Source organism: Mycobacterium sp. D16Q16 (assembly GCF_002013745.1).
Classification (GTDB): domain Bacteria; phylum Actinomycetota; class Actinomycetes; order Mycobacteriales; family Mycobacteriaceae; genus Mycobacterium.
Map to the genome: position 1 here is coordinate 109060 of NZ_MAEY01000005.1, position 18943 is coordinate 128002.

The 18943-nt window shown below is 60.7% G+C and carries 21 protein-coding genes; 13 read left to right on the top strand and 8 right to left on the bottom strand.

What is annotated here, in order from left to right; all coding sequences use genetic code 11:
* The first annotated feature begins 9 nt into the window (after window positions 1–9).
* The 3 genes from B4394_RS07895 to B4394_RS07905 are packed head-to-tail and all read left to right on the top strand — an operon-like array spanning window position 10 to window position 1810.
* Window positions 10–471 carry a cupredoxin domain-containing protein gene (locus B4394_RS07895; protein WP_078314671.1) on the top strand — a complete coding sequence of 154 codons (462 nt, stop codon included), beginning with the start codon at window positions 10–12 and terminating at the stop codon, window positions 469–471.
* Window positions 468–1400 carry a metallophosphoesterase family protein gene (locus tag B4394_RS07900; protein WP_078314672.1) on the top strand — a complete coding sequence of 311 codons (933 nt, stop codon included), beginning with the start codon at window positions 468–470 and terminating at the stop codon, window positions 1398–1400. The genes B4394_RS07895 and B4394_RS07900 overlap by 4 nt, the downstream gene beginning before the upstream one ends.
* Window positions 1397–1810 (top strand): hypothetical protein, encoded by a 414-nt coding sequence (locus B4394_RS07905; RefSeq protein ID WP_078312163.1) that lies wholly within the window; start codon window positions 1397–1399, stop codon window positions 1808–1810. Before B4394_RS07900 ends, B4394_RS07905 begins: the two co-directional genes overlap by 4 nt.
* Here B4394_RS07905 and B4394_RS07910 read toward each other — a convergent pair whose 3' ends face one another.
* Window positions 1811–2584 (bottom strand): SDR family oxidoreductase, encoded by a 774-nt coding sequence (locus tag B4394_RS07910; RefSeq protein WP_078312162.1) that lies wholly within the window; start codon window positions 2582–2584, stop codon window positions 1811–1813.
* Window positions 2585–2733: 149 nt separating this feature from the next.
* Here B4394_RS07910 and B4394_RS07915 point away from each other — a divergent pair, with 149 nt between their 5' ends.
* Genes B4394_RS07915 through B4394_RS07925 form a run of 3 tightly spaced genes read left to right on the top strand, consistent with a single transcriptional unit; the run spans window position 2734 to window position 4815 of the window.
* Window positions 2734–3738: a LysR family transcriptional regulator gene (locus B4394_RS07915; protein WP_078314673.1), complete on the top strand. Its 1005-nt coding sequence runs from the start codon at window positions 2734–2736 to the stop codon at window positions 3736–3738.
* A complete protein-coding gene (locus B4394_RS07920; RefSeq protein WP_078312160.1) occupies window positions 3728–4360 on the top strand; it encodes a phosphoribosyltransferase in 633 nt (210 codons plus the stop codon). The genes B4394_RS07915 and B4394_RS07920 overlap by 11 nt, the downstream gene beginning before the upstream one ends.
* 26 nt (window positions 4361–4386) lie before the next feature.
* A complete protein-coding gene (locus B4394_RS07925) occupies window positions 4387–4815 on the top strand; it encodes a hypothetical protein (protein ID WP_078314674.1) in 429 nt (142 codons plus the stop codon).
* Between the two features lie 3 nt (window positions 4816–4818).
* Here the strand turns inward: B4394_RS07925 and B4394_RS07930 are convergent, their stop codons facing one another.
* Window positions 4819–5856 carry an endonuclease/exonuclease/phosphatase family protein gene (locus B4394_RS07930; RefSeq protein ID WP_078312158.1) on the bottom strand — a complete coding sequence of 346 codons (1038 nt, stop codon included), beginning with the start codon at window positions 5854–5856 and terminating at the stop codon, window positions 4819–4821.
* Between the two features lie 155 nt (window positions 5857–6011).
* On the opposite strand from B4394_RS07930, the gene B4394_RS07935 reads away from it, so the two are divergent.
* Window positions 6012–6671, top strand: coding sequence for a DedA family protein (locus tag B4394_RS07935; RefSeq protein WP_078312157.1), 660 nt, complete (start codon window positions 6012–6014; stop codon window positions 6669–6671).
* Here B4394_RS07935 and B4394_RS07940 read toward each other — a convergent pair.
* On the bottom strand, window positions 6668–7288 hold the full coding sequence (locus tag B4394_RS07940) for a CGNR zinc finger domain-containing protein (RefSeq protein WP_078314675.1): 621 nt from the start codon (window positions 7286–7288) through the stop codon (window positions 6668–6670). The two genes, B4394_RS07935 and B4394_RS07940, sit on opposite strands and share 4 nt — an antisense overlap.
* Window positions 7289–7423: 135 nt before the next feature.
* Between B4394_RS07940 and B4394_RS07945 the strand changes: the two genes are divergently transcribed.
* Together B4394_RS07945 and B4394_RS07950 are read left to right on the top strand one after the other, a co-directional pair.
* Entirely contained in the window at window positions 7424–7738 is a 315-nt protein-coding gene (locus B4394_RS07945) for a hypothetical protein (RefSeq protein ID WP_078314676.1), read from the top strand.
* A 223-nt stretch (window positions 7739–7961) separates the two neighbouring features.
* Window positions 7962–8246, top strand: coding sequence for a hypothetical protein (locus B4394_RS07950; protein WP_078312155.1), 285 nt, complete (start codon window positions 7962–7964; stop codon window positions 8244–8246).
* Between the two features lie 90 nt (window positions 8247–8336).
* Here B4394_RS07950 and B4394_RS07955 read toward each other — a convergent pair whose 3' ends face one another.
* Complete coding sequence (locus B4394_RS07955) at window positions 8337–8816, bottom strand: DUF3237 family protein (RefSeq protein WP_078312154.1); 480 nt, start codon at window positions 8814–8816, stop codon at window positions 8337–8339.
* Window positions 8817–8897: 81 nt separating this feature from the next.
* Between B4394_RS07955 and B4394_RS07960 the strand changes: the two genes are divergently transcribed.
* Complete coding sequence (locus B4394_RS07960) at window positions 8898–9533, top strand: TetR/AcrR family transcriptional regulator (protein WP_078312153.1); 636 nt, start codon at window positions 8898–8900, stop codon at window positions 9531–9533.
* Here the strand turns inward: B4394_RS07960 and B4394_RS07965 are convergent.
* The gene (locus B4394_RS07965; RefSeq protein WP_078312152.1) at window positions 9530–10318 is read right to left on the bottom strand and encodes an SDR family NAD(P)-dependent oxidoreductase; all 789 of its coding nucleotides are present in this window, start codon (window positions 10316–10318) and stop codon (window positions 9530–9532) included. The two genes, B4394_RS07960 and B4394_RS07965, sit on opposite strands and share 4 nt — an antisense overlap.
* Window positions 10319–10628: 310 nt before the next feature.
* On the opposite strand from B4394_RS07965, the gene B4394_RS25065 reads away from it, so the two are divergent.
* The 3 genes from B4394_RS25065 (at window position 10629) to B4394_RS07980 (ending at window position 14727) form a co-directional block, all read left to right on the top strand.
* Window positions 10629–10904 carry a hypothetical protein gene (locus tag B4394_RS25065; protein WP_139360024.1) on the top strand — a complete coding sequence of 92 codons (276 nt, stop codon included), beginning with the start codon at window positions 10629–10631 and terminating at the stop codon, window positions 10902–10904.
* A gap of 551 nt (window positions 10905–11455) precedes the next feature.
* Window positions 11456–11893, top strand: coding sequence for an MmpS family transport accessory protein (locus tag B4394_RS07975; RefSeq protein ID WP_078312150.1), 438 nt, complete (start codon window positions 11456–11458; stop codon window positions 11891–11893).
* The gene (locus B4394_RS07980) at window positions 11890–14727 is read left to right on the top strand and encodes an MMPL/RND family transporter (RefSeq protein ID WP_078314678.1); all 2838 of its coding nucleotides are present in this window, start codon (window positions 11890–11892) and stop codon (window positions 14725–14727) included. The genes B4394_RS07975 and B4394_RS07980 overlap by 4 nt, the downstream gene beginning before the upstream one ends.
* Before the next feature lie 758 nt (window positions 14728–15485).
* Here the strand turns inward: B4394_RS07980 and B4394_RS07985 are convergent.
* Genes B4394_RS07985 through B4394_RS07995 form a run of 3 tightly spaced genes read right to left on the bottom strand, consistent with a single transcriptional unit; the run spans window position 15486 to window position 18933 of the window.
* Complete coding sequence (locus tag B4394_RS07985) at window positions 15486–17741, bottom strand: heavy metal translocating P-type ATPase (protein WP_139360043.1); 2256 nt, start codon at window positions 17739–17741, stop codon at window positions 15486–15488.
* Between the two features lie 5 nt (window positions 17742–17746).
* Entirely contained in the window at window positions 17747–18724 is a 978-nt protein-coding gene (locus B4394_RS07990) for a DUF8832 domain-containing protein (protein ID WP_078312147.1), read from the bottom strand.
* Complete coding sequence (locus B4394_RS07995) at window positions 18721–18933, bottom strand: heavy-metal-associated domain-containing protein (RefSeq protein WP_078312146.1); 213 nt, start codon at window positions 18931–18933, stop codon at window positions 18721–18723. Before B4394_RS07995 ends, B4394_RS07990 begins: the two co-directional genes overlap by 4 nt.
* Between the last annotated feature and the right edge of the window lie 10 nt (window positions 18934–18943).

Sequence of the window (18943 nt, forward strand, 5' to 3'; positions counted from 1 at the left end):
AGGGGCACCATGTATTTGTCTTCGTCGCGCTGTGCCGCAGTTGCCGCGGCACTAGCGATCCCGCTGGCAGCATGTTCCGGCGGAAGTAGCACCACATCCGATGCGCCGCTGTCGATCACGATCGCTTCTGACGCCACCGGCACTCTCGGCATGTCCGGGCACAACATGCCCGGTATGTCCTCCATACCGGCAACCGGCGCCGCTCCCTCGGCGCCGGCCCCGGCAGGTCCCGCAGTGAACATCGAGAACTTCGCCTTCAATCCCCCCGCGTTGACCGTGCCCGCAGGCACCACCGTCACCTGGACGAACAAGGACGAAGAACCGCACAACGTGGTGGCCGAGGATGGCACGTTCCGCTCCCCCGGACTGGACTCCCAGGGCACCTTCTCCTATCAGTTCGCCAAGGCGGGTACCTACCAATACGTGTGCGGCATCCACCCCTTCATGAAGGCGACGGTAGTAGTGCAATGACCAATGAACAGGATCCGCAGAGCATGTCCCGGCGGCAGCTGATCCGGCACACCGCGTGGTTCGGCGCCGCTGTCGCACTGACTGTCGCTGGTGGAGAAGTTATTTCGCGTGTATCGGGTTCGGCCACGGCGGCCAGCGGCGCCCGCCCGACGCTGCGATTCGCGCAGATCAGCGACAGCCATATCGGGTTCAACGGCACCGCCAATACCAACGTCGCCGATTCCTTCGGCCATGCGATCAACCAGATCAACAATCTGGGCTACACCCCGGACTTTGTCATCCACACCGGCGATCTCACGCACCTGGCCACCGATGAGCAGTTCGATCAGGTGAAGCAGATGATGTCCGGGATCAGCACCCCACATGTCTTTACCGTTCCGGGTGAGCATGATTCGGTTGACGACGCCGGGCAGAAGTACCGCGGCGTCTTCGGCGGCGGTACCCGTGGCGACGGGTGGTACAGCTTCGATATCGCCGGTGTCCACGTGATCGGGCTGGTCAACACCCTCAATCTGAAGAAGCTCGGCCACCTCGGCGGTGACCAACTCGAATTCATCCGCAAGGATCTCGACCCCTTGTCCGCCGACACCCCGATCATCGTGTTCAGCCATATCCCGCTGTTCGCGATGTATCCCGAATGGGGTTGGGGTACAGATGATTCCGCACAAGCCCTGAGCTACATGAAGCGGTTCGCGTCCGTGACATGCCTCAACGGACATGTGCACCAACTGTTCACCAAGACCGAAGGAAACATCACCTTCTACAGCGGTACGACTACGGCCTACCCCTTACCCAAACCGGGCGACGGTCGGACTCCGAAACCGGTGACACTGCCGGCCGGTCAGCTGCACGACATCCTGGGCATCCGCGAGGTCAGCTACGTGAAAGGTAGTCAGGCTCTTGCCATCAAAGAGGACAAACTGACATGAACCTCGCATACCGCCTCACCTTGGCCGTGGCAATGGCCGTCAGCGGGTATGCCCATGCATTCTTGTATATGCATGGTTATCAATATATTCCGGCCATCGGGCCCGCGTTCCTGGCGCAGGCCAGCGTCTTCATCGCGTTGGCTGCGCTCATCGCTGTGGGCGCGCCCGACTGGATCATCGCGGCGGCGGGTCTGGGTTCGGCCGGAGCGCTCGTGGCCTTCGCGCTGTCCCGCACCATCGGCCTGTTCGGGTTTTCCGAACGCGGTTGGGACCCGGCACCGTATGCGGTGATCAGCGTGCTGACAGAACTGGCCGCCGTCGCCTTGGCGAGCGTTCTACTCGCCAAATACGTACGGCGGCCAGTTCCCGCGACCTCGACGTCCCGGACGAGGCCGCTATCGCAGCAGTGACTACTTCGTGGTGTAGCCGCCGTTGATCAGGATGGTCTGCCCCGTAATCCACCAGCCATCACTGACCAGGAAGCGGATGAACGGAGCGATGTCCTCGATATCGGTCAGGCCGGTCTTCGAGAACGGCGAGAGCGCGGCGGCGGTCTTGTGATACGCCACCGCATCCTCACCCTCCGCCGGGTAGAAGAACGGCGTGTCCATCGGGCCCGGGCCCACCGCGGTCACCGAAATACCACGCTCCCCGAACTCCTTCGACGCAGCGCGGGTGAAGTGTTCGACGGGCGCCTTGGTTCCCGCGTACGCCGCGTAGAACGGGGTGTACGCGCCCAGCAGCGATGTCACCAGCGTGACGATCTTGCCGTTGTCGTTGACGTGCTTACCCGCCTCCTTGAGGAACAGAAATGCGGATTTGGCGTTGACCGCGCTCGCCGAGTCGTACTCCTCCTCGGTGATTTCGGTGAGCGGCTTTTTGATGACCTTGCCGACTGTGTTGATCGCGATGTCGGGACGCCCCACCGCTTCGACGGTGTCCGCGAATAGTTTGCTTACGGCGTCTCCGGTGGTCAGGTCACCCTGGAACGCCACCGCCTTCGCCCCGCCCGCTTGGATCGCAGCCACCGTCTCATCGGCCGCATCCTTGCTCGACGCGCTGTTGTAATGGATCGCGACGGCACCGGCGCCATTGGCTGCGAGATCCCGGGCGATCAGCCCACCCAGATTCTTACCTCCACCGGTGACAAGAACTGTCTTACCCTTTAGCGAATGATCTGTCACTCGATTATCTCCCTTTACGCGTGTGTGGACCCGCCATTGCGAGTGGGTCTCATGGTTACCCACATCTCCCTACAAAATCGTAGGTTTAGCTAGCACAAGGAAAAACCACATTATTCTTGTATAAACACAAGTAGGAGTTGTCATTGCAGATGAGCGCGACAGCCGAAGGTAGTTCGCTGGCCAACTTGCTGGATTCCCGGCGATTGTTTCAGTTCGTTGTGGCCGCGGAGGCGCCGACTCTGGCCGCCGCTGCGGCGGAATTGTTTATCACCCAGCAGGCGCTGTCGTCGGCGATACGTCAACTGGAGCGTGACCTTGGCGTCGAGCTGTTCTCACGCGCGCAACGCAGTCTGCAACTGACCGACGCCGGCCACGAGCTGTACACCGGCGCACGGCCGCTCCTGGCCGGAATACGTGTACTGGCCAACGCGACACGTAACTTCTCGAATCCTCAGCGGGCCTTTGTTATCGGACACTCTCCCGCGATATCCAGTGAGGAGGTCTATCGGATCATCGAGCCGGCGGTCATCGCGGACCCCCCGGTGTCGATCACCGTCCGGCAGGTCTTCCCGGGCACCATGCGCGATGGCCTCCTCGATGGCTCGCTCGATCTGGCGCTCCGCCGCGGGGTGGATATGCCCACCGACCTGGCCACCGACACTCTGCTCTACCAGCCGCTGCGCATCGCGGTTGTGCAATCTCACCCCCTCGCCGCCGGCGATCGGATCGATATCACCGCGATCGCGGACTATCCCATCGTGGTGTGGTCCCCGCCCCGCCACTCCTTCTACACAGACCTGCTGGTTTCACATTGCCGCCGAAGCGGTTTCGAGCCACAACTACTGGTCAATCCGGTGCAGGGCACCCCGTCGTACACGGCGGTGCTCGCGCACCCCGATCATTGCGCGTTCGTCACCGACGACCCAGGCGTTGTCTACCGCGGCAAGGTGCGAGTGATCGAGATCGCAAATCCCCCATTGGTTCCCGTGCAGGCGGTGTGGCTCCCGCATTCGGTGTCGGCCATCCGTAACCGGTTGTTCGAAGCCGCGCAGCGCGCGGCTGTTGTCAGCACGACGTCGCAGTTGGAAGATGGAGGCATTCGGAGCACGAGCCCAAAACCCGCCCATGTCACCCCCGTATCGGATGTTCAGTGATCGCCAGGACGCCGGCCGCGTACTGGCGAGCATCCTTGCGCCATACAAGATGCGGGACATCGTGGTGCTCGCGCTGCCACGTGGCGGAATTCCGGTGGGGCGGGAGATCGCGTCAGCTCTGAGCGCCCCGCTGGAGGTGCTGGTCGTACGCAAGCTTGGCGTTCCGGGACATGAGGAGTACGCGATGGGAGCCATTGCCAGCGGCGGCGAGGTGGTCGTCGACGAGGACATCGTGCGCGCGATGGGAGTCAGCCTCGAACAAGTCCGGGATGTGACCGCCCGTGAGCGTCGCGAGTTGGTCCGACGCGAACAGCTGTACCTGCGACAGCGCAGCATCGACCTCGCGGACCGGACCGTCATTCTGGTCGATGACGGCATAGCCACCGGTGCGACGATGCGCGTCGCATTGCGAGCGATCAGGCGAACATCGCCCGCCCGAGTGGTGGCGGCGGTTCCCGTTGCCCCCCGATCGGCATTCCACCGGTTCTGTCCCCTTGTGGACGATTTCGTGGTCGCGTCGTGCCCCTCCCGATTTCAGGCGGTAGGCGACGCCTACGAGGACTTTCACCAGGTCTCCGACGGCGAGGTCCGTGCCCTGCTCTCGCCGCCGATCACTAGATGACCCGACCGGGCGCCTACCGTGGGGGCATGCGCATGGTTGTGATGGCAGTCCTGTCCCTCCTCGCCCTCGCGGGTTGTGGCGATCGCGGGCTCGATACGCCGCGGGCCGCGGCCGATACCTCGGTCGCCACCCCTATGGAGGTTCCACCCGCCGCGTCATCTGTCGTATTTGAGGACGACCCGCGCATCGTCGACAGCCGCCCAATGACATTCGACACCTGGAGTCGCTCCCCGGACGGCGACGCTGTGATCGTGCACTTCACCAGCGGCACACCGCAGTGCCACGGCGTGCACGCGACCGTCCGTGAGACCGATGACGCCGTCGAGATCGCGTTGCACGGTGGCACGCCACCGGAGTCCGTCGGCAAGGCGTGCATCCTGATCGCCGTGCAGGGCTCTCTTGCCGTGCCGCTCGCGAACCCACTCGGCGACAGGCGAGTTCTCAGCGCGTCGTGACGGTCACTTGACGGGGTCGTGCTTGAAGCTCACCCTGACGATGCCGTGGTCGCCGGTACCCGTCTCCCGGTGATTCTCGAAGTTGAGATGGTCGTTGTTGATCAGCAGCCCGTCGAAGAGCCAGACCCGCTTACGGCTGTGGTCGTAGAACTGCTCGCTGACCATCACGTGATCGAGCGACTCCCGCAGATCTTGATGTACGTGGGTGTAGTACACGTCGCGTGTGTCCCGATATTCCTGCAACGTTTGCGCCGAGTAGAGCCCAAAGTCGCTGCCACCCTGAGAATCTCCCACGAGATAACGCGGCTGGCTGGTCAGGATGTTCGCCGTGTTGCTCTCTTTCCCATCATTCATATCGCCCAGCACGATGACCGGAGTCTCGGTGTCGCGCATGACACCGTTGAGTAGCACCCGCACAGCCACTGCCTCGGCGGTTCGGCGGATGGTTGAGATCCCGTCACCCAGCGCCTGTTGATGCGGCCGATAAGTCGCCGAGGACTTCTTGTACCAAGCCTCCCTGCTGATCTGCGTGGGCAGCTTGGACTTGAGATGCACCACAAAGACTTCCGTAGCCGGTTCGTCGTCGCGCAGCTGAACCTGGAAGTTCAGCACGGGCCGGGAAAAGCTCTTGATCGAGACGTCGATAACGGGTGCCTGCGGGTCCGCGGGGTCGTCCCTGGACTCAAGGCGCACGGCCTTGGGGAAGTCGGTTATCCACCTGGGCTTTCCGGTCAATAGGCCTTTACGAACCAGTGCGGCGCAGGTGATGGAGGTTCCTATCGCCGGAGTGGCCAGGACGTCGTATTCGTCGGCCAGGCCCTGCGGATCCACCGCAAGAACCGACTCCAGTGCGCTCTTGCTCCACACTTCCTGCATTCCGACGATGTCCGCCCCGACGATCCCCAATTGCCATGCTGCCCATTCGCTCTTGCGCTTGAACTCCTCGGGAGTCCATGGCTTGGAGGTGGGGTAGAGCGGCGTGTCCGCGTCCTGCAGGTTGTACATGTTGAACGTCGCGACACTGAAGGTGGTGCGAGCCATACTTGCCACGGTATTCCGCGAACCTCCGTACGTCGAGGGTATTCGCCCGGTTGCCACCTGTCCGTCGTGCCGGCACGTCCACCCACCGTGAGCGCGCCAGGTGGGGTTCTCGTGTTGTTTCCTATCCCGCAATGTTCCGTGGCTAACTTCCAGCCATGGACATGGGTCTGGCGCCCGCTGACGTCATGGATCCGATGTACTGGCTGGGCGCGGGCGGGTTTTTCGGCGGCGCCGTACTGGCCGGAGTCATGGTTATCGTCTTCATCGAGACCGGCCTGCTGTTTCCGTTTCTCCCCGGCGACACGCTGTTGTTCTCCGCAGGACTGATTGCCGCCCAGCCGAATTCACCTGTCTCGATCCAACTGCTGGCGCCATGCGCCGCACTGGCGGCTCTGCTCGGCAGCCAATGCGGGTACTTCATCGGACGCCGGCTCGGTCCGGCGCTGTTCAAGAAGGAAGATGCTCGCTTCTTCAAACAGCGGTATCTGACCGCCTCCCGCGAGTTCTTCGATAAACACGGACCCAAAACACTGCTCGTTGCTCAGTTCATCGGCGTGGTGCGCACCTTCACCCCGGTCATCGCTGGCATGTCGGGGATGCGTTATCCAAAATTCTTGCTGTACAACGCCATCGGCAGCGCAGCGTGGGGTGTAGGACTCACGACGATCGGCTACCTCCTGGGTAACGTCGCCTTCGTCGGCGAACACCTGGACATCATCATCCTGGTGGTCGCCATCTTGTCGACCCTCCCGGCCGCCGCGACGGCCGCCAAGGTGTTCCTGGAGAAGCGGCGCGCGGTCACCGATAGCGGCTAGGAGCCCACCACGGTCTGACGGTCGTAATGCCGCTTCACCCGAGCGCGGTTACCGCACTTCGGCGTGCACCATTCCCGACGAGGGTGCTCCTTGACGAAGTAGAGCACGCAGTGTGATGCCAGGCAGGCACGCAGTTGGTGGCGTTCCGGGCCGCCGAAGAAGTCGACAGCCTCACGAGCGATCAACCCGACGGTCAACCGTGCCTGCGATCCGCGGGCCGTCGCCGCCCTACTGGGCTCTCCGTCCACCGGCCACACCAACTCCGCCCGGGCACGCGCGAGCGTGTTGATCGTGGTGACGGCCTGGGTGTGGGTCATGCCGGATGTCGGCGGCCTCGGATCCTCGGTGACTTCGGCGGCCAGGCACCGCAACGCGTCGCGCAACGCCCGCAGGTCACCGGCGACGAACCGCGCATCCTCCAAGGAGAAGGCAATCGTATGAGCACCCGATTCGGCCAGGATCCGGTCCGCCATGGCGGTGAGCCATGCGTACACCGACTCATCACCGTCCAGGGCATCCCGGACACCCTCGCGACCACCACGAACCGTGTTCATCAGTTCCACGGGAAGTGGTTCACCGAGAATCGCGGCGATAGTGCCGGACGTGCCCGTCTCCATGCCACGACTGTATCTCTCCTAATGGATAGCGCCACCTGTAACCATGTGGCCTATCTAACAGTGAAGAGGAAATACCCCCTAATGGTTAGAGGTTATTCCAAACGTTAGAACTTCTCAACGGTGGAAGGAACCGCCATGAACACCCAGATCACCTCATTCACCCGGTCGGCCATCCGGTCAGCGGTCTCGTTCTTGGTGGCAGTCGCCGCACTCGGAGCGATGGCCGTGGCCTCATTCGCGCTGAGCGCGCAGGCCTCGGCGTCCGCCGGAGGCGGGTCATCCGCCGCCGACACCGTGAACCAGTTACAGGCGCAGGGCTATACGGTCCAGCTGAACGGCATCGCCGACGCACCGCTATCGCAGTGTGTGGTGACTGGCGTCGAGGGACTGCGCGGCGCCACCGCCTTCTCGACGGTATATGTGGACATCTCCTGCCCCACGCACAACTGAATCGAACTGAATTCGCGGACGCGGACCGCCCCCGGTCATATGGCCGTGGGGGTCCGCGTCTGCCGTATTCGATTGTCCTGCTTTATCGAACAGGCCAGTCTTACCGATTATTCCGCACCGGGCTGACTGACTTATCACAGGCCATCATGGATGGCAACAGATAGCGCTCATGTTGTTAGAAGCATCGCACGTAGATCTTCAAAAGCATTGGAGCGCAGACAACATGACCGCTATCACCGCCACCTCGAAGGCAATTTCCACGAACGCCAGCCGCGTTGTCGCAGCGGCCGGCATCGGTCTCGCGATCCTGGTGCCAAGCTTCGCCGCCATCGAATTGACCGCCGCGCCGACCTCCAGCGTCGTCGCCGGCGCCGGCAATAACGGCTCCGGAGGAAACAACCGGGATCATGCCCGGCTGGGCACCGGCCAGTACTCGATGAACAACTCCGGCCCGCAGATGCGGTACACCCCGCCCGCCAGCGGCGAGTTCATCGGCGGCATCAACTAAACCTTCCAAAGCCCAAGGGCCGCTTCCGAATCAGCCTACGGAAGCGGCCCTTTGCCGTTGAACGAGAAGATGGACAAGCTAAGTCAGGGATCAGCGGACTTCGAAGTACTCATCGTGGTAGACACCCATTCCCCCCGCGCCGTCACCAACGACAACTCCGCGAAATACTGCGTGTACCTTGTTCATCCAGCGGTACTGGTCACTGCCGGTCTCGAAATGTGCATGTCCCCGCAAGACAGCTCCGGCCGAAAAACCTGCCGACATATCGCACCGGCCATGGCCGTATATATAGATCGCCGCGCCGTCAGCGGTCTGCATAGTTCCTCGATAATCTGCGGTGCCAGTCCCGTCCGGCCCGATAACGAACCAGTCGGCATTCGCGCGGCCCAGAGTCTGCGCGGAAATCCCTCGACCCTCCAGCCTGCCCTCCGGAATTTCGATAACCACTCGTGTCCCGGCTGGCGTGGCGGGCAGTACTACGTACTGCGCCACATGCCAGACGCCCCGGAAGAGCGGCACCAACGAGATGCTCTCGTCAACACCCGGCAGTTTCTCCTCGAACGTCAGCATCACTAACCTCCATTCGGTGGCATTACCTTGCCGTATCAAGGTAATCTTGATACTTTGATCCGTCAAGGTAGACTGTTCCGCATGAGCCAGCCTCGAACTCGCCGACGCCCCGACGAGGCGAAGTCGTTGATACTCAAAGCCGCTGAGGAGCTTCTTGTCGAGGCCGGTCCGCACGCCGTCGAGGTACGCGCCGTCGCCACCCGCGTCGGGATGACCGATGCGGGTGTCGCTCACCACTTCAAGAATCGCGACGGTCTGCTCGTGGCACTGCTGCACCACGGCGGTACCCGGATCCGCGACGCGGTCACCAACGCCACCCAAGACTGGGTCAGCCGCGGAGCACAGGTGTCTGAGTTGGTGGATTGCATCGCAGATGTCTACGAAGACGGCTACGGGGAGCTGGCCATCGCCCTTCACGCTGCCGGGTGGCGCGATGACGGTGCCGGGCTACTCAATCCCGTCGTCGATACCCTCCATGCTGCCCGGAGGCCGTCCCATGGTCGCCGACCACCGCGCGATGACACGCGTCTTGCCGTCGCCGCCCTGCATCAGGCGCTTGCCACGGAAGCTGCTTACGGAGCGGCATTTCGCCGCAGCGCCGGCATTCTCGAACCAGACGCGAGACGAGGCCGCCAACAACGACAGTGGTGGGTGCGCACCCTCGTCACCGTTTTGGACATCGACGAAACGCGCTCCACAACGACCACCGGCCGCTAAGGCAGGATCGAATCCACGTACCCGCCGTCGGCACGAACCGCGGCGCCCGTCGTGGCAGAAGCGAACGGGGAGCTGAGGTAGGCGACCAGGTTGGCGATCTCCACCGGCTCGATCAAGCGCTGCAGTAACGACTGTGGCCGATGCTTCTTCATGAATTCACGCTGTGCCTCATCCCAGGGCAGCGACTTGTCGACAAGCTGATAGACGAAGTCCTCCACGCCCGCGGTGTGCGTGGGTCCGGCGATGACCGAGTTGACGGTGACACCAGAGCCGGCCGCATCCTTCGCGAACCCACGCGTCACCCCCAACAACGCAGTCTTGGAGACGCCGTAGTGGATCATCTCCTGCGGGATGACAATCGCAGAGTCACTGGCAATTTGAATGATGCGACCCCATCCCGCCTCGATCATCCCCGGCAAGTACGCCCGGATAAGGCGCACGGCAGACAGCACATTCACCTCGAAGTAGTTCCGCCACTGTTCATCGGTGATCTCACGCGCCGGTACGGCACCGAAGATGCCCAAGTTGTTGACCAGGATGTCCACCTCGGGGAGCTGCTCGCGGAGCAGCTCCACCCCCTCGGCAGTCGAAACGTCCGCGGCGACTCCGATAACAGTGCCGTTCTGAAGCCCAATTTCGGCAATCGCCTCTTCCACGCGGTCCTGCGAGCGCCCATTCACCACGGCCCGCGCACCACTGGCGGCAAGCTGCCGAACGATTTCCAGTCCGATGCCCTGCGTGGACCCAGTGACTAACGCGGTCTTACCAGTCAGGTCGATGTTCACGTGTCTATTGAAGTCTCACCGCACCCGAGTTCATTCCCGACGGGCTGATTGACTTGGGTGGGATCATGATCTCGTTCCATCGTCCGCGCATCCGTTGGACTGGCCGCAGTGCCGTACCCAGCTGGCGAGTCAGAAACGTTCACGAACGGCTGTTCCCAGGAACAAACCTCGACGCAATCGAGCCGTTGTTCGCCACCCTCAGATCGCCTACGGATCAACTCTGGCCCGGGGCCGATTGGAGCCCAATGATTTTGGATACACATGCACCGCATACACTTCCCGACGGTTCGTTGAATTCACCTTCGACAGCGTGAACGGGAACCTCATCGACGGCAGGCATGTCTTCGAGGCGGCGCCCCGCCGTGCCGGAGTGCTGGTTCGGCACACCCTCGACCTTGAATGCGGTTTCAGTGATTGGATCAAACTCGCCGCGCTCGTGGTCCCGGCGCATGACGCCGTCATCGAACAGCTTCTTGACCACCTCGAACGCTCCATCACCGGGACCGCCACGCGTCCACAGCGATGGGGCCTTCAAGTGCTGTTGATTCGTCGGCCCTTTGGCCTGTCGACGACGATGGCGCCCTGACTCACCACCCGGACCCCGCCGCCCGGGTTCGTGTCTGAAGCGATTCACTTCGTCGGAGATCTCTCATGCCCTAGACAGGGACCCCAGATAGGTACCACCGACCGTATGCGATCGCAGGTACCGCGCTCAAAGCTCGTGTGAGTTGCCGCCCACCGGCAAACCTACTCATTCGCCGAACTTCTATGTCCGCGCGTGAGCGAACCCCTCGCCGAAGAGCGTTCTCCGACTCTGGACACCGTACGAGTCCTGGATCATACGCACACACCCCAGCGGACCATCCCATTACTCGGCACGGAAGCGACGTTCCGCGTCAATCATACCCATTGGGGGTATATGAACAGGGCTCATGCCCACCGCCAGGCAAGCGACATGGCCACTTGTTATATACCCCATACCAGTATAGGGTTCCTATCGGACTGGCCGTCGCCCCTCCGGAATCACGAGATGACGGAGCCTTGGCTAGGCCTCGACCGCCACAGAACTCCGACCCCAACTCGAGGGTCGGAACAGTTCGTCGTTCGATTCTGAGCTAACTGCGAGGGGTAATCACGATGTTGTTCTCGTCTCTCAAACGGACATGGCTTGGCCTCGCCGTCTTGATCGTGTTAGCGGTCGCCGGCGCGTCGGTTTGGCAGGTACGTGGAAGATTCGGCGCAGGCCGCGAGCCCTCCACTGCAGTCCCCGGAATCGGCTCCCAAATCGTCAAATTCAACCCAAAGAACATCACGTACGAAGTCTTCGGAGATGTACGGCAATCGGGAAGTCTCAACTATCTTGACGTGGAGACACTGCCAAACCAGGTGGATATCACCGCATTGCCGTGGTCCCACACGGAAACAACAGTTAAGACGGCAGCAGTTGCGAGCATCATGGTGCAGACTGATGGCAACTATGTCGGGTGCCGCATAAAGGTTAATGGTGTGGCTCGTTCGGAACACACTTCAACCGCCGAACACGCGGCCGTCTCCTGCACGGTGTTGTCCGCATGAGCCACACGCATATGAAGCGTCCGCTGTTCGCAAAAATTGTCCGGAAACTATCAATACCAATAATGGTGTTGTGGGTCTTAATAATGCTCGCACTTAACGGCGCCGTACCGCCGTTAGAAGTAGTTGTAAATCAGCGTGCAGTGCCATTGGTTCCCGATGATGCACCGTCGTCCACAGCGATGATCCGGATTGGTGAGTTATTCAAGGAATCCGACAGCAATAGCGTAGCCATGATCGTGCTGGAGGGCGAGAACCCCCTCGGCGATGAGGCTCACCGTTACTACGACAACGTGCTGAAGCACTTATCGGAAGATAGAGAACATGTGCAATACATCATGGATCTCTGGGGAAACCCCACAACAGCAGCGGGAAACCAGAGTGCGGACGGCAAGGCATCCTATGTTCTCATTCGTCTTGCCGGTAGCACCGGTGCTGCGCTCGGCAACGAATCCATAGACGCCGTTCGAGAGATAGTGAGCGACATCCCCCTTCCCCAAGGGCTGAAGTCATATGTCACGGGGGCTGCACCACTTGCCACGGATTCACTTCGGACCGCCGATGAAAGCCTGAATCGGCTGATGCTCGCCACTCTCGTGATGATTACGGCAATCCTTCTCATTGTGTATCGATCCATCGCTACAGCGCTCACGATCTTGGTCACCGTCATTATCGAGCTAATGTCAAGCCGAGGGATTGCGGCACTTTTCGGGAACCTTGGTGTATCACAGGTTTCAGCATTTACTACTTCAATGCTGGTGTCGCTAGTCATCGGTGCGGGCACGGATTACGGAATATTCCTATTTGGCCGCTATCAAGAAGCACGACAACGCGGCGAAGATAGAGAATCCGCATACTACACAGCATTCAGCGGTGTAGTACCTGTGATACTAGGCTCGGGTCTCGCGATTGCCGGAGCAACATTCTGCTTAAGTTTCACCCGGCTCAACTACTTCCGCACGATGGGGATACCCTCCGCTTTAGGCATGCTCGTTGCTGTGTCAGCGGCGCTGACCCTAGGTCCTGCGCTCTTGACCGTGGGAAGCCGCTTCGGGTGGTTCGATGCCAAGCGGCCAATCAAGACTCGGCGTTGGCGCCGAATTGGGACCAGTGTTGTCAGATGGCCCGTTCCAATCCTGGTTGCCAGTTGCGCTGCTGTCCTTGTTGGCGTGATTACACTGCCAACGCTACGGATTAGTTACAACGAGCGGGAACATCAGCCCTCGAATACTCTCTCAAATTTCGGGTATCAGGCTGCAGATAGACACTTTCCACAGAGTAAACTTTCCCCCGAAATGCTTCTCATAGAGTCGGACCATGATTTGCGGAACTCTACCGACATGCTGGCACTCGATAGGGTAGCGAAGAATGTCTTCCGGGTGCCTGGAGTCGCGATGGTGCAAAGCGTTACCCGCCCATTGGGAACTCCACTGGAAAACACTTCCTTACCCTTCTCGCTCGGGTACATGGGCAGTAAAATCGGGCAAAATATGCGTTTCATAGATGATCGCATGGCCGATATGACGAAAATGTCGGACACCCTCACGAATATGCTCGCTCTTACTCGCCGTATGCAAGCTTTAACTAACGAGCAAGCCGCCGCTGCCGCAATGGGGCACGATACATCGAAGGCGATGCGAGACATCGCCGGGCAGATGCGGGATCAACTGGCAACTGCCGATGACTTCTTTAGACCTCTACGGAACTATTTCTATTGGGAGAAGAACTGCTTCAATATCCCGATCTGCGGGGCCTTGCGGTCTGTTTTTGATCTCATGGACGGTCTAGACAAGATGGTCGACGAGATGGACAACTCGGTGACGAGCTCGGGAGTTCTTGCGTCGGCGTTGCCGAAGATGGCCGATCAGTTCGGCAACATGCTCGACAACACATCCCGCATGCAGACATTGCTACTTACGATGCAGAGTACTTTTCAAGCACTCATGCCGCAATTTTCTGATCTTGCTGGCAACATGCGAGATCTAGGAAGAAGTTTCGATGCGGCGAAGAACGACGACTTCTTCTACCTGCCACCGGAAGCCTTTGATAATCCGGATTTTCAAATTGCCTTGAAGTTCTTCGTCTCTCCAGATGGAAAATCAGCACGGTACATTGTCACCCACCAAGGCGAAGCCATGTCGAAAGAAGGCATAGAGCGCGCCCAGTCGGTCTATGAAACTGCCCGCGAATCCGTAAAGGGCACCACCTTAGCCGGCGCGAATGTATACATTGGCGGGTCTGCAACTAATTTCTGGGATATCAAGGACGGCGCAAAATACGACCTTGTCATTGCCGCAATAGCCGCTCTGGCCCTGATATTTATCATCATGCTGGTGATCATCCGAAGCTTCGCTGCCGCCATTGTCATTCTCGGCACAGTGGTGTTTTCCTTCGCAGGAGCTTTTGGGTTGTCCGTTTTAATTTGGCAACACCTTCTCGGAAAGGATCTGAACTGGCTGGTTCTTCCGATCTCTTTCATTATCTTGGTGGCCGTAGGGTCTGACTACAACCTACTTCTGATTTCCCGGTTGAAAGAAGAGGTTAGTGCAGGATTCAAGACCGGCTTGGTGCGCGCCATGGGGGGCACGGGCGGGGTGGTGACCACCGCGGGAGTGGTGTTCGCCTTCACCATGTTGGCGATGGTAGTCAGCGACCTGCGGACGGTTGGGCAGGTAGGGTCCACGATCTGTATTGGCCTACTGCTCGACACGTTGGTTGTGCGCGCCTTCATGGTGCCGGCTATTGCCCGGCTCCTCGGCCGATGGTTCTGGTGGCCACAGCGCATTGACCGAGTGACGTCGGACATCCCATCCCGACTTACGACCGTCGAGAGATAACTACCACTGAGCACCGTCCAGAAGTCGATCCTCTCACGAAGCGCACCCCAGCGATGTCTGGCCCAGGTGGGTCGATACCGAAGTCTCGCGTGCCGGGGCAAAGCCCTATAAGGCAACATTGGAGCTTCGATCTGCATGACCGCCATGGTGGCATCGGGTCGCCGACCGTCTCCAGCACGCTGCACCCCCGCTCGCGAGTCCGGCTTGCGGGGCTGCAGTCAGGATCGGTGTGCCCGGCGGCACGGCCCACGCCGGCAACAGGACATCTCCGTGTAATCAAGGCTCACGGCTCCTCGGACCGGGCAGAGCCCCATCTCATTGTCGGCAGGTAGGCGTCATCGCTCGGCCTGCTCCACAGGCCGAGCGATGACAAGATCCGTGTCACCCCAACCCAACCCCGGCGCCGGCCACGACTGGTTATGGGCGCAGCGGTGGCCTTCTCGTACCGGGGTGCGGACAATGGCGCCATCCGATGACGTGGATCAACGTGCGAGCAGCACAGGCGCGGGACAGAAAGAGGCCAGGAACCCTTTTCGAGTTCCTGGCCTCTTTCCAGTTCAGTGATCTAGGGCTCCCGGCTCCTACTCACTCGCCGCTGACATCCTCCTTAACCGATTCGTCAGCTTTACTGTCAGCGGAACCGCCGCAACAGCACGATGAGCCGGTACTGGATTCGACATCGGGCATTCCCCGCTTGTCATTTTCGGGCATGTTATAGCTACCTTTCCCTCTATTATTTGGAACCATCGATTGCGCCTTCAGGCAGAAATACTCTTGAAGCCACGCAAGCGGAGGCTGTTTCCGACCACGAACACACTGGAGAACGCCATTGCTGCACCGGCAAGCATGGGGTTGAGCATCCCCATGGCAGCAACTGGGATTGCGGCTACGTTGTATGCGAATGCCCAGAATAGATTGGACTTAATAGTGCCAAGCGTTCTGCGCGACAGCCGAATGGCATCGACAGCACTCAGCAAGTCCCCACGTACCAACGTGATGTCAGCAGCTTCAATAGCGACATCAGTGCCCGTGCCCATCGCCAGGCCAAGATCGGCCTGAGCAAGCGCAGGCGCATCGTTGACGCCGTCGCCAACCATGGCCACAACCTTGCCCTCGGCCTGGAGCTGAGCGACAACACTCATTTTGTCCATGGGGAGCACTTCGGCGATTACTTCCTCGATACCGACCTCGGCAGCAATCCGGTGTGCGACTGCAGCGTTATCTCCGGTCAGTAGAACGGGGGTCAAGCCAAGCTTGCGCAACTCGGCAACGGCTTGAAAACTGGTCGGCTTCACGGTGTCAGCGACTACCAGGAGACCTCGGGCCTGCCCATCCCACCCAGCGATGACAACCGTTTTGCCTTGGCGCTCCGCGTCGGCCTTGGCTTTGGCCATCTCGTCGGTCAGATGTTGCGACCAGTCTGCCAACAGCGATTCGCGGCCGACCAGCACAGCACGCCCGTCCACGATCCCCTGCACACCTCTGCCTTCCACGTTAGTGAACTCCGTGGGTGTGGGCAGGTCCCGTATCTCGGCAGCGGCTGCTCGCGCAATCGCCTGCCCAATCGGATGCTCCGAGGCGTTCTCGAGCGCACCCGACAGTCTGAGAACCTCGGCCCGATCGGTGCCCGGCGCGGAGAGCACCTCGACGAGGGCCATCTTCCCGGTCGTCACAGTGCCCGTTTTGTCCAGCACCACGGTGTCGGCTCTACGGGTGGACTCCAGCACCTCGGGCCCCTTGATGAGAACGCCCATCTGTGCCCCTCGTCCAGTGCCGACGAGCAAGGCTGTCGGCGTGGCGAGGCCTAGGGCACACGGGCAGGCGATCACGAGTACAGCAACGGCCGCGGTGAACGCTGCAGACACCGGGAACCCGGCGCCAAGCCACGCGCCAAGGGTAATCGTGGCGATCGTGATGACGATCGGTACGAACACGCCTGAGATACGGTCGGCGAGGCGTTGCACGTTCGCTTTGCCGGTTTGCGCAGCCTCGACCAGTTTGGCCATCTGAGCCAGCTGTGTGTGCGTCCCCACCCGAGTGGCCCGCACTACTACCTGGCCACTGGTGTTGAGAGTGCCCCCCGAGACAAGGTCACCCTCGGCCACTTCGACAGGAACGGACTCGCCGGTCAACATCGACGCGTCCACTGCAGAGACGCCGGACACCACGGCGCCGTCGGTGGCGATCTTTTCACCTGGACGGACAACAAACAGATCACCGACGACTAGCTCGTCGACCGGGACCTTGCTCTCCATTCCGTCTCGCAAGATTGAGACTTCTTTGGCGCCGAGCTCAAGCAAGGCTCGCAACGCCGCACCGGCTTCCCTCTTGGAGCGCTTTTCGAAGTATCGACCTGCCAGGACGAAGGTGGTGACCCCGGCAGCTGCCTCAAGATATATATTTGCTGCGCCGTCAGACGGTTGAATCGTCAGAGAAAACCCATGTGTCATGCCGGGTGTGCCTGCCGTACCCAGAAACATCGCATACAGCGACCACGCGTACGCGCTGATGGTGCCGACCGAAATCAATGTGTCCATCGTCGCTGCGCCATGACGAAGGTTGGCCCACGCCGCCTTATGAAACGGCCAGGCAGCCCATACAACAACTGGCGACGCCAACACGAGCGAAGCCCACTGCCAGTAAGTAAATTGCAGGGCGGGCAGCATCGCCAGGGCGATGACCGGGACCGACAGCACGATGGCACCAAGCAACCGGTTCCGCAAAGACAGTAGCTCTGAGACTGCCCCGTTGGGTTCACGATCTGGGTCTGTGCGATGACGAGCAGAAAGCGCCAGCGATGCGGTGTAGCCAGTCTTTTCTATCTCAGCGACCAATAATTCAGGGTCATATCCTTCCGGCGCAGAAATTGTCGCCTTCTCGGTGGCGTAGTTAACCGTGGCATCTACGCCGTCCAGTTTGTTCAGCTTGCGCTCGATCCTGTTTGCGCAGGACGCGCAGGTCATCCCTCCGATGTCTAACTCGATACCGTGAGTCTTCGCCGGATGTAGTGACATCGTCATCAATGACCGCCGGTGTGATCGGGGCGATGCACATCACTGGGTTTCGAGTTCTCGTTGCGCTGCGCGGCGTCAACAATGAACCTGGCGGTGTGGACACTCCCATCAACCTGGAAGTCCAGGTACAGCAGATATTGGCCAGCCGTAGGTGCCATAGCCGCGAATGAAATTGTGGGGCCTCCGTGCTGGTTCGCAGCAGGTTCTGCGCCCTCGGGATGCACATGCAGGAAGGCCAAATCCCCGCCACGCAAGGCGACGAGATGTCCGAAGGCCCCCAGGTACGGCTGCAACGTGGTCACCGGCTGTCCGGCCCGAGTGACGGTAATCGTCAGATCCTCCGTGGTACCGGCAACCAGGTCGCCGTCGAGTTCAACGGTGAATCCCGCGACATGGTCGATTGCCCGTGGATCGTTGGACCGGACTGGAACGAAATTTCCGGCCACCTCCACTGTGCGCCCCAGTGTCATCTGGGTCGCATCTGGTCGATCGGCGGGGCGGAAGTCGACAAATATGCGGTAGCTACCCGCCGCATCCCACCTCCACGGCACGGTCCAGATCCCCGTAGCAGTGTCCAGACTTGGATGCACGTGCTGAAAACTCTCACCATCCGAGCGAACGACGATCAGATGCAGCTGCTTTTGGTGAGCGGCGGCAAAATCCACCACCGGGACGCCGCCCGCCCCCAGGATCTTCAGCCGTAGGTCGCCCTCTTTGCCGGCGGTTGCGGGAGCTTCCACCAGCGAGAGCGCGTACCCATCACGGCTCAAAGACAGCCCTTGCAAATCAGCGGCTGAACCGTGTTGCGCCATCTCCGTCATGTCCTTGTGTTCTGTCATTTTGTTTCCTTCTGTCGTATGCGGGCTAGTGCCCCAGCTCGTGACCACGCTGTCGGGCACAACGGCCGCAGCGGCGGCATATGCGCTGCCGAACCCCACCGCCAGAACAGCGGTGAAAACGGCCAATCGTCCTGTCGCGTTCACGCGACGCGGACCGCCGAATATCCGGCGTCGGCTACTGCAGCCAGGACTTTCGCGCCATCGACCTCATCGGACCCGCCAACGAGGAGCTTGCCGGTCGTCGCGCTGACCTGAACACTCTCGACGCCCTCGACCCCACCAACCTCTTCGCGAATCGACATCTCGCAATGTCCGCATGTCATCCCCGTGACCTGATACTCGATTGAGCGCATTGCCATCCTT

Excerpts from the sequence above, each read along its gene's own strand:
- B4394_RS07935 (WP_078312157.1), top strand. The coding sequence starts at position 6,012 with ATGGACATGGGTCTGGCGCCCGCTGACGTCATGGATCCGATGTACTGG.
- B4394_RS07940 (WP_078314675.1), bottom strand. The coding sequence starts at position 7,288 with ATGGAGACGGGCACGTCCGGCACTATCGCCGCGATTCTCGGTGAACCA.
- B4394_RS07955 (WP_078312154.1), bottom strand. The coding sequence starts at position 8,816 with ATGCTGACGTTCGAGGAGAAACTGCCGGGTGTTGACGAGAGCATCTCG.
- B4394_RS07950 (WP_078312155.1), top strand. The coding sequence starts at position 7,962 with ATGACCGCTATCACCGCCACCTCGAAGGCAATTTCCACGAACGCCAGC.
- B4394_RS07985 (WP_139360043.1), bottom strand. The coding sequence starts at position 17,741 with ATGTCACTACATCCGGCGAAGACTCACGGTATCGAGTTAGACATCGGA.
- B4394_RS07945 (WP_078314676.1), top strand. The coding sequence starts at position 7,424 with ATGAACACCCAGATCACCTCATTCACCCGGTCGGCCATCCGGTCAGCG.
- B4394_RS07905 (WP_078312163.1), top strand. The coding sequence starts at position 1,397 with ATGAACCTCGCATACCGCCTCACCTTGGCCGTGGCAATGGCCGTCAGC.
- B4394_RS07960 (WP_078312153.1), top strand. The coding sequence starts at position 8,898 with ATGAGCCAGCCTCGAACTCGCCGACGCCCCGACGAGGCGAAGTCGTTG.
- B4394_RS07995 (WP_078312146.1), bottom strand. The coding sequence starts at position 18,933 with ATGCGCTCAATCGAGTATCAGGTCACGGGGATGACATGCGGACATTGC.
- B4394_RS07980 (WP_078314678.1), top strand. The coding sequence starts at position 11,890 with ATGAGCCACACGCATATGAAGCGTCCGCTGTTCGCAAAAATTGTCCGG.
- B4394_RS07930 (WP_078312158.1), bottom strand. The coding sequence starts at position 5,856 with ATGGCTCGCACCACCTTCAGTGTCGCGACGTTCAACATGTACAACCTG.
- B4394_RS07925 (WP_078314674.1), top strand. The coding sequence starts at position 4,387 with ATGCGCATGGTTGTGATGGCAGTCCTGTCCCTCCTCGCCCTCGCGGGT.
- B4394_RS07900 (WP_078314672.1), top strand. The coding sequence starts at position 468 with ATGACCAATGAACAGGATCCGCAGAGCATGTCCCGGCGGCAGCTGATC.
- B4394_RS07975 (WP_078312150.1), top strand. The coding sequence starts at position 11,456 with ATGTTGTTCTCGTCTCTCAAACGGACATGGCTTGGCCTCGCCGTCTTG.
- B4394_RS07895 (WP_078314671.1), top strand. The coding sequence starts at position 10 with ATGTATTTGTCTTCGTCGCGCTGTGCCGCAGTTGCCGCGGCACTAGCG.
- B4394_RS07920 (WP_078312160.1), top strand. The coding sequence starts at position 3,728 with ATGTTCAGTGATCGCCAGGACGCCGGCCGCGTACTGGCGAGCATCCTT.
- B4394_RS07915 (WP_078314673.1), top strand. The coding sequence starts at position 2,734 with ATGAGCGCGACAGCCGAAGGTAGTTCGCTGGCCAACTTGCTGGATTCC.